Here is a 9,714-nt window from a genome sequence, read left to right on the forward strand (position 1 = left end):
CTTTCCTGAAAGGTGGCCCACCGATTCATTCCGCCGCCACGGCAGTCGGAGGTCCGTAAAGACTGGGTTTCGCGATTATGTTGACTGGTTCAAGCCCGCCGCTTGCCGCGGCACGCAGAGCGGCATCGGCCACCAGCGTGGCCGCGTATCCATCCCAGGTAGAAGGACCAGTCGCGGTGCCCTCATGGGCGGCCACGATCCATTCGCGGAACTCCTGGTCGTATGCTTCGATGAAGCGCTCGCGCCAGTCCTCGGGGATCGCCTGACGGATGCCGCTTGAATCCGAGATCACCGTTGCGGGGCGGTTCGGCAGTGCGGCGACGCCCGCCTCGCAGCTGACCTCGCCGCGGATGTCATAGCCATAGGAGATATTCACCGAAATCTCGACATCGACCAGTACGCCCGACGCCAGGCGCAGGAGCACGAAGACCGGATCGCGCAGTTCGCCACCACGCGAGGATCGGCGCGGCATGCGCACTTCGACCCCGGCGATCTCGTCCGACAGGAGCCAGCGGGAGATGTCTGCGTCATGTACGAGCGTGTCGTTAAGCGGCATCTCGGACGTGTAGAGGCCCTCGGGCACTGAAGCATTGCGATGCACGGAATGGAACATCAACGGCGCGCCAAGTTTCCGCTCATCGATCACGGCTTTCAGGCGGCGATAGTCGGCATCGAAACGCCGCATGAAACCTACCTGCACGAGACGCCGGCCAAAGGCCACTTCGGCTTCCATCACGCGAAGCGCGGCCGCCTCGGATGTCACCAAGGGCTTTTCGCAGAGGACCGGCTTACCGGCGGCGATAGAGGCGAGCAGCTGCTCCTCATGCGCCGGTCCCCAGGAGCAGATGACCACGGCCTGCACTTTATCCGCAGAAATCAAAGCCGTGGGGGTGGCGAACACCTCCGCTCCTTCGGGGGCGGCAGCAGCGGCGCGGGCCTGGTCGATGTCGGTGACACCGACGACCTCGACGCCAGAAAGGACTTTCGTAAGGCGGCGGATATGATCCTGGCCGATCATACCCGTGCCGATGACACCAACCTGGAGAGTCATTTCGCCCCCCAGTACTTGTCGATGTAGCGCTGCATTTCGGTGCGCATGAAGGTGCAGCTCTGGTCTGCCTTGTCCTCCCAGGCGAAGACGCATGCGGTCATGATGCCGTCGAAGCCCACTTCCGCCAGCGTGCCGAAGAATTCGTCCCAGGGCACCTCGCCCTGACCGATGTTAAGGTGCTGGTGTACCCGGGCGTTGGTGCCCGGCGGATTGAGGATATATCTCAGACCAGAGCTGGCCTTGTGGTTGAACGTGTCACCGACATGGACATGGGCAAGGACGTCCCTGGCCTCGCGCAGCATCGCCTTGGTGTCGTCGCCGAAATAGAAGGTGTGGGGCGCGCAGTAGAGGAACTTGACGTTCTTCGAATTGACCGTGCGGATGATGTCGAGCGCCGGCTGCAGTGTCTCGCACCAGTCTTCCGGGTGCGGCTCGACGTGGAGCATGATCCCCTCACGCTCGAAGACCGGCACGAGCTCTTCCATCGACCGCCACCAGGCGTCTTCGCAGGCCTCGATCATCGAGCCGGTATGGCAGCAGTAGCAGGAACCCTTGTCCGGGTGTGGACCGCGGCCGAACTCCGAGTTCATCGTGTCGACGCCCAGTTCGACGCAGATCTCGATGGCCCGCTTCCAATGTTTCACCGCGGCCTGGCGCTCGGCCTCGTCATTGGAGGCCCAGCGATACATCGGCAGCAGCGAGGCGATGCCGACATCGGCATCGGAAAGCGCTTTCTTGAAGCTTTTGATCCGCTCGGGAAAGACGCGTGGCGCCTTGAACCATTCGAGGAAATCGCCGCGCGGCGATAGTTCGATCCAGTCGTAGCCGAGTTCCTTTACCTTCCTGGGCAACGCCTCGAGCGAGAGATGCCGATGCATGAACGGGTCGAGTGCGATTTTCATTGTGACCTCCAGATTCCGGACGCAGTTTTCCCTTTTCCGGCGGCGGCCTTTTCGGCGCCTCCGGAGCTGTGCGTGTTGCGCAATTCGTTTGTGATGCCGTCAGCGATTACTGGGCTGGCGGCGGTGGCTGACCCTCGTGCGAATCCATGTAAGTCTCGATTTGAGCCTCCAGATCAGCCATGGTTTCCCCGCCCGCCATCAGATCTCTCCTCACGGGTCTTCTCCCCCCTGCGGAAATCGGCAGCGATGGCTCCACGGATGAGCACGGCGAAGTGATCACCCACCGTCATGGCGTGCATGACCTGGTGGGTGATGAAGATCACTGCCAGGCGGCGACGTTGAGCCAGCTCGCATAGCCGGCAGGGGACAGAAAAGCCTGGCCGCCCACCAGGGCGAAGAAGACGAACACCGCGATCAAGCCCAGGAGCGAGCCCGCTTCAGGGCGACGGGAAAGCTGGCCGATGGTCGCTTTGATATTCTGGTCACCTGAAGGGACCGAGGAGACATGGACACTTGTCGTGTTCATTTTATTACCACCAACGAAGCGGTATGACCGCTGACGGCCACCGCTATTGGAAAACTGGAAGCAGCCTGCCTCAAGCGACAGGCAGCTTCACGACGTTCAGCCGAGGCTCAGCGGGCACCCGCCTGCACACCCGCTAAGGTGGCGTCGACGTTCTCCTTGTCGATCACGCCGGGACCGGTCAGAATTTCCCGGGTCGGCACGGTGAGGCCGAAGTTGACGTTGCCATTCAGGATCGAGACCGCCAGATAGCCCTGCAGGTAACCCTGCTGGTCGATCGCGCAAAGCTGGGTGCCGCTCTTGATGTTGTTCAGGATTGTTTCGTCCATGTTCATGCCGCAGACGTGCACCTGACCCTGCTTGCCGGCCTGCGTCACCCCGTTGACCGCCGAGTTGGTGTCGACGTTGCCGATAGCAAACACGGCTTTGATGTCCGGGTTTTGCAGCAGGTGCGCCTTCAAGGCCTGCGCCACGGCCGTCGCCGAGCCGAAGGAGGTTGCCGGCAGCGGCAAGGACGAGCCGACGCCACCACCCTCGGTCACCCCGTCGATCATGCCCTTGCAGAAGGCTTCGATGTTCGCCGCGCCGGGCAAGGTGTTGAGGCAGACCGCGTTCTTCAGGTCATGCTTGGCGAAATAGGTCCCCGCAGCCTTGCCGGACAGATAATCGTTGGAACCGACATAGTTCATCGCGCCCAGGCGATCGGCAGCTTCAATGCCCCCGGCATTATAGATGACCAGCGGAATTTTTGCGTCGACAACCGCTTTGAAGGCGGGGTCCATGGCTTCTGGCACCCAGTCAGGGCCAACGATGGCATCCGCGCCCTGGTCGATGGCCTGACGGATCAGTTCCGCCGCGTCGACACCAAGGTTGTCGTAGTTCTGCGGTCCGAGCCAAGTTACCTTACCGCCCTGCGCCTCCACCACCTTGCCTGCATCCTCGGCGCCACGCTTCACGATCGACCAGAATGGGTCATCCGGCTTGCCGCCCACAACGAAGATGTTGGCGGCCATAACGGCCGTTGCAGTGCATGTGATGATGGCGGCAGCCGACACAGTTGCCGCCAGACGGCGAAATTTAGTCATCTCAATCTCCTCGTCCGCCTCCCTGGCATGACCGTGAGGAGAAACATATCGGTTGCTTGAAATTTCAGAAATGGCAAATCATACTAGAATTGCAAAAAGTATCATGCAGTGTCATTCACAATGATACAATCATCGCCGGGAGAGGGAGAACATCATGCGTCGGCCGACCATTGCCGATCTTGCCAAGGAGGCGGACGTCTCCATCTCAACGGTCAACAGGATCCTTACCGGTACCGCTTCGGTTAAAGGTACCACGGTGCAGCTCGTCCAGGCTGCCGCGGAGCGCATCGGCTTTTACGGCGTCGGCGCAATCGAGGACCGGCTGCGCAAGTCCGTGCCAAAATATCGGCTTGGCTTTCTGCTGCAGCAATCCAGCCGGGAGCTGTACCAGCTCTTCGGCAAGAAGATCGTCGAGGCGTGCCGCGCAAGGCGTGATGAGGTCGTCGATCCGGTGATCGATTTCGTGGATCTTTTAACGCCTGAGAATATCGCAGGTCGATTGAAGGCCCTTGGTGAAGCCTGTGACGCCGTCGCCGTAATCGCCGCAGATCATCCCGTCATCGCACAGGCCATCCGCGAACTGCACGACCACCGCAAGCCGGTCACCGCATATATTACCGATCAATCAGCCCGGGAAAGAGCCGCTTACGTTGGGGCCGATAATTGGAAAATGGGGCGGACGGCGGCATGGCTTATCGGGCACATGACGCCCGAGCCGGGGCGGATTGCTGTATTCATCGGCAACCACCGCTACCAGTGTCAGGACGTCGCCGATGCAAGCTTCCGCTCCTATATGCGGGAACACGCGCCGCATTTGACCATTGAGGACAGCCGCCCCACTCACGAGGAGCCGAATGAGGCCTACCGGATGGTCAAGGAACTGTTGGCAACAACGGATGACCTGTCGGGCATCCTGATCGTTGGGGGCGGTATCTCCGGGGTCTTGCGGGCGCTCCGGGAAGTTCCTCAAGAGCGGCGCCGAAGCATCCGTCTCGTATGCAGGGACATTGGTCCGGATACGCGAAAAGGCCTGTCAGAGGGGATGATTACCGCAGCTCTCTGTCATCCGTTGGAACAGACTTCTGCGGTTCTGGTGCAGACGATGATCGAGACGATCACGCAGGGTCCGCTGAGCAGCACGATTCAGCGCACCATTGCCTTCGAAATCGTAACCCCCGAGAACATGTGAGATTCCCGTAGGGTGCACCTGACACGATTGCGAAGTTAGCTGGCCGCAAAGCTCGGCCACCTTTCTGGCCGGCAGAAGTTGACCTCGCGTACTGGTCGAATGGCGATCAGTTCGGCCTAGAAGGCTGGCGCGCCGCTGATTACTCGCCCGGCCGCATCATCGAATACGCCGAGCCCGAATTGAAGTGCTGGATGCCGATGCCGTCGGCCAATCCCAATCGCGCCTCTATGCCCTCGCCCTGGGAAGGCGATGACGACCAAGAACTTCACGGGTCAGGGATTAAGAATGCGCCGCCATGTTGCGAAGATGGTACGCAGCGAGCGACAAAGGCTCGAGCAGACGCTCGCCGAGCAGGTGCGCCGGCGGTTGGCAGAAGATCGATTCGACGAACTTCAACTGCTCGGTCGCATCGTATTTCCCGGACGCTATGGAGCGACAATCGAAGGCCGAGTTCTGCGGGATCGCCTCGGTTGCAACGGTCCGCGGATGGCGAAGGCGCTGGCCCGACTGGTCGAGGAAAACGCGGTTCGACAGGGCGCAGACGGCCTGCTAGGAGGATTGCACGAGATCCGGTCCGCCTACCTCGATGACGCCACGCGCGCCTACCTAGACGAATCGACCTCCGAGTCGGTTACAGAGGCTGCCTGGATTGTCAGTGCTCCGGCGCTTCCTAGCTTCGTTGCGCGGGTTTTGCGCGCCCATGGCAGGCCAAATGGTGATGGCATGTTTTCAGAGGCTGGAGCGCGAATTCGTCGGCCCGCCACCGGAAGTGTCTCTGGCCCTCGAATTCGGTTGCACAACGAAGAGCCACCTCACCGACCTAGCGGAGCAGTTCACTGGCTTGAAGATTGCCCTCATGGAGCACGTACTTGGTATAGAGGAGTGGAACGACCTTGCCGGTAGTGTGGAAGAATACACTGGTTGATGTTGTCTTTCTCCGGCAGCTTTAATGGCATGTCGCCGAGCTCTGCATGGCCGTGGTGAATACAGTGACCAGCGACTGTGATGGGGAATACCGATTTCCCGGATCGTCCTGAGCTGGAATGCCGGTCTGGCCGTTACTAACAGTAGGCCGGAGCCAGTTCGCCCCCGAGATTGAAGACTCCAATCCACTAGGTTACGGACTGGCACTGATTAATCTAGATTGATATTACAAGTTGTGAAAAGTCGTTTTCTGTTTTTGCTACACCGAGGCATTCATGTCAGTTCTGGATATTCCGCTGCGCAAGGTCCTGCAATTATTCTATGCAGCTCAGTCCGTGCGGCGTTCGATTTTGAAAGAAGATATTCGACTCGACCGTAGAAAAGAAGAAGGCGGAAACAGAAGCAAAGGCGGTGATTTCTATCAACCTTTTTGGTCCGATGTAAAGAAGCACATCGCCGGCGACGCAGACCTTTCGGAAATGACCGATGATCGCATACGGTCAAACAAGAATTTTACGCGGCTATACCCACTTCTTAAAGACGGGGTAATCGAGTTGCTTGGCGCGAAGCTGCGTTGGTCAAATGAACCTGTCCAAATCGTGCCGAAGAGTGTTCACGGGAATCTTCAATTTGGGGATGTTGGGGGCATCATTCGCATACGGGACGCCCTACATGCCCATGTTAGAGGCGAGTACACACGTGTTGTGTATCCCTATTTCAGCGAGGATCCCGCGCTTCCTGATGAGGGGGGTAGATTAGGGCTGTGGGCGATGCAGCAAGCTCTGCCCGAACCTGATCCAAATGACATGCGAATTATCGACATTCTTCGTCGAACATTTTTCTCGCCTCAAACCACTCCATTAAGAGGAAATGAAGAGCTGGTGTTCCGAGAATACTACTCCTCCTTAATCACCGAATGGGAACGTCTGAAACTTGAGTGACAGCCTACCATCCTTCTTTGAACTCAAGCTAATGCCTCGACAAGCTTACGAAGTCGAAGCAATCAGGCCGGGCCAATGACGACCTCAAAACCCGACGGCATCGAATAGCAGAATTATGGAGACAACATCTCGCATTATCGAAATGCCCGAGCCACTCGGACTGTATGCGGGCCAACTTTTCGCCCGCGGTGAAGAGTATCTTGAAGCGTTTCGCCGCCTTTCCGAGCATGATGGTCAGATGATGCATGCCAAGTATTTTATGATGGCTCATGCATTCGAGGTGCTGCTGAAGTCTTTTCTGGCCGCACGTGGCGTCAGCAAGAAGGAGCTGCAGCATAGGCAGCTTGGCCACAACATAGAGAATATCTACGGGAAGTGCCTAGCGTTGGGCATTCCTTCCATCGCAAACATCGAAGTATTTGCACGCGAAATAACCGAAAAGAATCGAGACTTCGATTTTCGATACCCCAGCAACTACAATTTGTAGGCTGCCGTTACCAAGGCTGTGCTTGGAGGTACTCGACCCTCTTGTCGATGCGTTGCGTCCGCTGATCACGAGCGCCAGCACTCAGGCGCAGATCCAGTGGGCAAGCGATACGAGACACCTTAGGGGACACAAAATCCGCTGGTCAGATTGAGACTCCTGAATACTCACAAATCTGAGGGCGGCTTCGAGCCCGCTGGTTGGACACCGCCTCTCAGTAAGGCAGCGGGAGACATTCTCCATTTTTGGCCGCAAACCTCCCGCTTGACATCTTCTAGGGACGATCGCACAAAAATGCTCGGAGCGATTGAAGGAAATGTCATGGGACTTTTCGATTGGCTGTTTGGCAAGAAGTCAGATGTCCGGAAATACTATGCGCACTGGCAGACCTCGGATCGAGGCAATCCCATGATACTATACGGTGGCCAGCGGTTAACCGTCTTTCCCTCCGACGGCGGCTGGAAGTACTGCATTGCCAAAGGGGAAAATGATGATGATCCATACTTCTCAGACCCATATCGGTCGGAGGAGCACGCCAAGAATGAAGCGCTCGCCCACGCAGCAGGCAGTCCGAGGCAGCATAACACGCTTTCGGATGACGCCCGCGCCATCACCAGATCTCGGTGGGAAGCGGTGCTTGTTGAGAAGGCTAGCAAATACGATCAGATTTCCGACGCCCTATCGTTGGCGGCCAATGTCACCGATCTGCGAAAGCTAGAACGTAAGGTCCGAAGCGAGGTGAAAATCTCGTCCTGGCACATCAGCGAATGCTACCGAGTGGGCATAGAACAACAACTCCTCGATCAAGCCGAAGCGCTCGCACCGAAGTTTGAGGCTCTTGCCGGCGCTATAGAATCCCGCATCGCGGAGCTTAAAGGTCGATCACATTCAAAAACTAGAAAGAGGCAGGCAAATGACGACCGCTGACTGGGCTGCCTGTTAATCTATGCGACAAGCTAAGGAGAAAAAGCATTTCCGAAGCCTGAAGCACCGCCAAAACCTAAGTCCAAATCTGCTGAAGAGTGTGAACAATGGCCAGCCAGCAAGAACTTTTGGCGTTCCTAACCTATCCCAACGAGACGCTTTCCAACGAATATAAAAGCTGGCTGGACCTGAGTGGAAACAAAGGCAAGGCAACGCTCGCTAAAGCTGCTATCGCGCTCGCGAACCACGGTGGCGGCACCATCGTCATGGGCATGCGAGGAGAAGGCGAGGAAAAGCTCGAATCTCTTCCTCGACCCACTGAGATACCACGATACTCGACCGATACCGTCAACTCGGCCATCAACCGGTATGCCGATCCAAAAATGCACTTTGATGTCAGTTTCGAGGCCCATCCTGAAACCGGCATTGAACATGCCTTCATTCATGTCCCGCCCTCGACCGTGCCGGTGATGTGCACGCGGCTCGAAGAGAAAGTCATCCAGCAAAACCGCGTCTATATCCGCAAAGCAGGCCCGAAAAGCGAGGAGCCGACCACGGCAGAGGAATGGCGGACGCTGTTCAATCGTTGCATCCAGGCTGGCCGCGAAAGCATGTTGGATTCCATCCGCACCATCCTGCAGGGCCATACGGTCACCTCTACCGCGCCCGCCACTGACTTACTCAAGGAATTCACGGCGGAATCTTTCGAACGATGGAAATCACTGGTGGGCAATCTGCCGGTCGACGCAGGCGCCCGTCTGGCCAACGGACACTATCAACTGTCCTTCGAATTCATCGGTGTGCCGGAAAGCTCGCTGAAGCGGATGATGGACCGGCTGCGCGAGGCCGACCAAATACAGCTCACCGGCTGGGGGCCATTCGTCAACATCGGACGCTCGCCGATTGGCCCTCATCCGGTGGACAACGTCATTGAAGCGTGGTTGGGTTATGAGAACGAAGGGCGCTATGGCGATCATCATGCCGACTTCTGGCGCGTCGATCCCCGTGGCCTGCTGTATGAAATACGCGGCTTTGAGGAAGATTTCACCGAAAAGGCAAAACCAGCAACGGCGTTTGACGCCACCATGCCCATATGGAGAGTTGGTGAGACGATGCTGTATGTCGCACGGCTAGCCAGAACCTATGAGGGCGATGCGGGAATCAGGATGCGGGCTGAATACACCGGTCTCAAAGGCCGGCAAATAGCCTCCATTTTTGACAGGATGTATGCCATCCGACGTGGAACAAGCATGAGCGACCGGAAAGTGCTCGAAATGCAAGTCACCGCCACACAAATTGAAGATAACCTCGCTGAAATCTTACAAAGCTTCCTGTTACCGCTCTACGAGCAATTCGATTTCAGCACCGTGTCAATTGACGTGGTCAATGCCGAGCTGCGGCGACTGCAAAAGAAGTAGACCCGCGCCAATGCGGCGCTGTCGTTGTTGGCGAAAGAAAAATTGTACCTGTTGGCACAGCATAAATGCGAAGCCCAATTCGTCTTCAAGATGCCTGCGGCGGCATCGCCAGCGCTCGGCCCGTAACCGCCTCAGGCAGACAAACTAAAGCACGTCGCGGTTTTTAGGATTCAGGATTCCCAAATCGGATTGGCTGTGATTCCCTGCCTTCGACGGGAGGGACACGATGGGCAAATCACATCCGATTGCGTTGCGCGGCCGAGTCATTGCCTT

The 9,714-nt window shown here is 57.6% G+C and carries 10 protein-coding genes and 2 pseudogenes; 7 read left to right on the plus strand and 5 right to left on the minus strand.

Features of this window, described 5'->3' with window-relative positions; translation table 11 throughout:
* Positions 1-25: 25 nt before the first annotated feature.
* The 5 genes and pseudogenes from QN219_RS29510 to QN219_RS29530 all read right to left on the minus strand — a co-directional run bounded on the left by QN219_RS29510 (position 26) and on the right by QN219_RS29530 (position 3,561).
* Positions 26-1,051, minus strand: a complete 1,026-nt coding sequence (locus QN219_RS29510) for a Gfo/Idh/MocA family oxidoreductase (RefSeq protein WP_284003934.1) — start codon at positions 1,049-1,051, stop codon at positions 26-28.
* Entirely contained in the window at positions 1,048-1,953 is a 906-nt protein-coding gene (locus QN219_RS29515) for a sugar phosphate isomerase/epimerase (RefSeq protein WP_284003936.1), read from the minus strand. Before QN219_RS29515 ends, QN219_RS29510 begins: the two co-directional genes overlap by 4 nt.
* Positions 1,954-2,059: 106 nt before the next feature.
* Positions 2,060-2,297: pseudogene (locus tag QN219_RS29520) on the minus strand (sugar ABC transporter ATP-binding protein); the annotation flags it as partial.
* On the minus strand, positions 2,273-2,479 hold the full coding sequence (locus QN219_RS29525) for a hypothetical protein (RefSeq protein ID WP_405052285.1): 207 nt from the start codon (positions 2,477-2,479) through the stop codon (positions 2,273-2,275). The gene QN219_RS29525 and the pseudogene QN219_RS29520, both read right to left, overlap by 25 nt.
* A 107-nt stretch (positions 2,480-2,586) precedes the next feature.
* On the minus strand, positions 2,587-3,561 hold the full coding sequence (locus QN219_RS29530; protein ID WP_405052286.1) for a sugar ABC transporter substrate-binding protein: 975 nt from the start codon (positions 3,559-3,561) through the stop codon (positions 2,587-2,589).
* A 154-nt stretch (positions 3,562-3,715) separates the two neighbouring features.
* On the opposite strand from QN219_RS29530, the gene QN219_RS29535 reads away from it, so the two are divergent.
* The 7 genes and pseudogenes from QN219_RS29535 to QN219_RS29565 all read left to right on the plus strand — a co-directional run bounded on the left by QN219_RS29535 (position 3,716) and on the right by QN219_RS29565 (position 9,441).
* A complete protein-coding gene (locus QN219_RS29535; protein WP_284003938.1) occupies positions 3,716-4,750 on the plus strand; it encodes a LacI family DNA-binding transcriptional regulator in 1,035 nt (344 codons plus the stop codon).
* A 71-nt stretch (positions 4,751-4,821) separates the two neighbouring features.
* A pseudogene (locus QN219_RS29540) lies at positions 4,822-5,031 on the plus strand (hypothetical protein); the annotation flags it as partial.
* Between the two features lie 437 nt (positions 5,032-5,468).
* A complete protein-coding gene (locus QN219_RS29545; protein WP_284003939.1) occupies positions 5,469-5,675 on the plus strand; it encodes a hypothetical protein in 207 nt (68 codons plus the stop codon).
* A gap of 274 nt (positions 5,676-5,949) precedes the next feature.
* Positions 5,950-6,615 (plus strand): hypothetical protein, encoded by a 666-nt coding sequence (locus QN219_RS29550; protein ID WP_284003940.1) that lies wholly within the window; start codon positions 5,950-5,952, stop codon positions 6,613-6,615.
* 115 nt (positions 6,616-6,730) lie between these two features.
* Complete coding sequence (locus tag QN219_RS29555; RefSeq protein WP_284003942.1) at positions 6,731-7,102, plus strand: hypothetical protein; 372 nt, start codon at positions 6,731-6,733, stop codon at positions 7,100-7,102.
* A 318-nt stretch (positions 7,103-7,420) separates the two neighbouring features.
* The gene (locus QN219_RS29560) at positions 7,421-8,026 is read left to right on the plus strand and encodes a hypothetical protein (RefSeq protein ID WP_284003943.1); all 606 of its coding nucleotides are present in this window, start codon (positions 7,421-7,423) and stop codon (positions 8,024-8,026) included.
* A gap of 104 nt (positions 8,027-8,130) precedes the next feature.
* The gene (locus tag QN219_RS29565; protein ID WP_284003944.1) at positions 8,131-9,441 is read left to right on the plus strand and encodes a helix-turn-helix domain-containing protein; all 1,311 of its coding nucleotides are present in this window, start codon (positions 8,131-8,133) and stop codon (positions 9,439-9,441) included.
* Positions 9,442-9,714 lie beyond the last annotated feature (273 nt).

Origin of the sequence: Sinorhizobium sp. 8-89, from assembly GCF_030124325.1 — a bacterium.
Taxonomy (GTDB): Bacteria; Pseudomonadota; Alphaproteobacteria; order Rhizobiales; family Rhizobiaceae; genus Sinorhizobium.

Coding starts and splice junctions, on each gene's coding strand:
- QN219_RS29525 (WP_405052285.1), bottom strand. CDS start 2,479: ATGAACACGACAAGTGTCCATGTCTCCTCGGTCCCTTCAGGTGACCAG.
- QN219_RS29535 (WP_284003938.1), top strand. CDS start 3,716: ATGCGTCGGCCGACCATTGCCGATCTTGCCAAGGAGGCGGACGTCTCC.
- QN219_RS29515 (WP_284003936.1), bottom strand. CDS start 1,953: ATGAAAATCGCACTCGACCCGTTCATGCATCGGCATCTCTCGCTCGAG.
- QN219_RS29555 (WP_284003942.1), top strand. CDS start 6,731: ATGGAGACAACATCTCGCATTATCGAAATGCCCGAGCCACTCGGACTG.
- QN219_RS29545 (WP_284003939.1), top strand. CDS start 5,469: ATGGCATGTTTTCAGAGGCTGGAGCGCGAATTCGTCGGCCCGCCACCG.
- QN219_RS29550 (WP_284003940.1), top strand. CDS start 5,950: ATGTCAGTTCTGGATATTCCGCTGCGCAAGGTCCTGCAATTATTCTAT.
- QN219_RS29560 (WP_284003943.1), top strand. CDS start 7,421: ATGGGACTTTTCGATTGGCTGTTTGGCAAGAAGTCAGATGTCCGGAAA.
- QN219_RS29530 (WP_405052286.1), bottom strand. CDS start 3,561: ATGACTAAATTTCGCCGTCTGGCGGCAACTGTGTCGGCTGCCGCCATC.
- QN219_RS29510 (WP_284003934.1), bottom strand. CDS start 1,051: ATGACTCTCCAGGTTGGTGTCATCGGCACGGGTATGATCGGCCAGGAT.
- QN219_RS29565 (WP_284003944.1), top strand. CDS start 8,131: ATGGCCAGCCAGCAAGAACTTTTGGCGTTCCTAACCTATCCCAACGAG.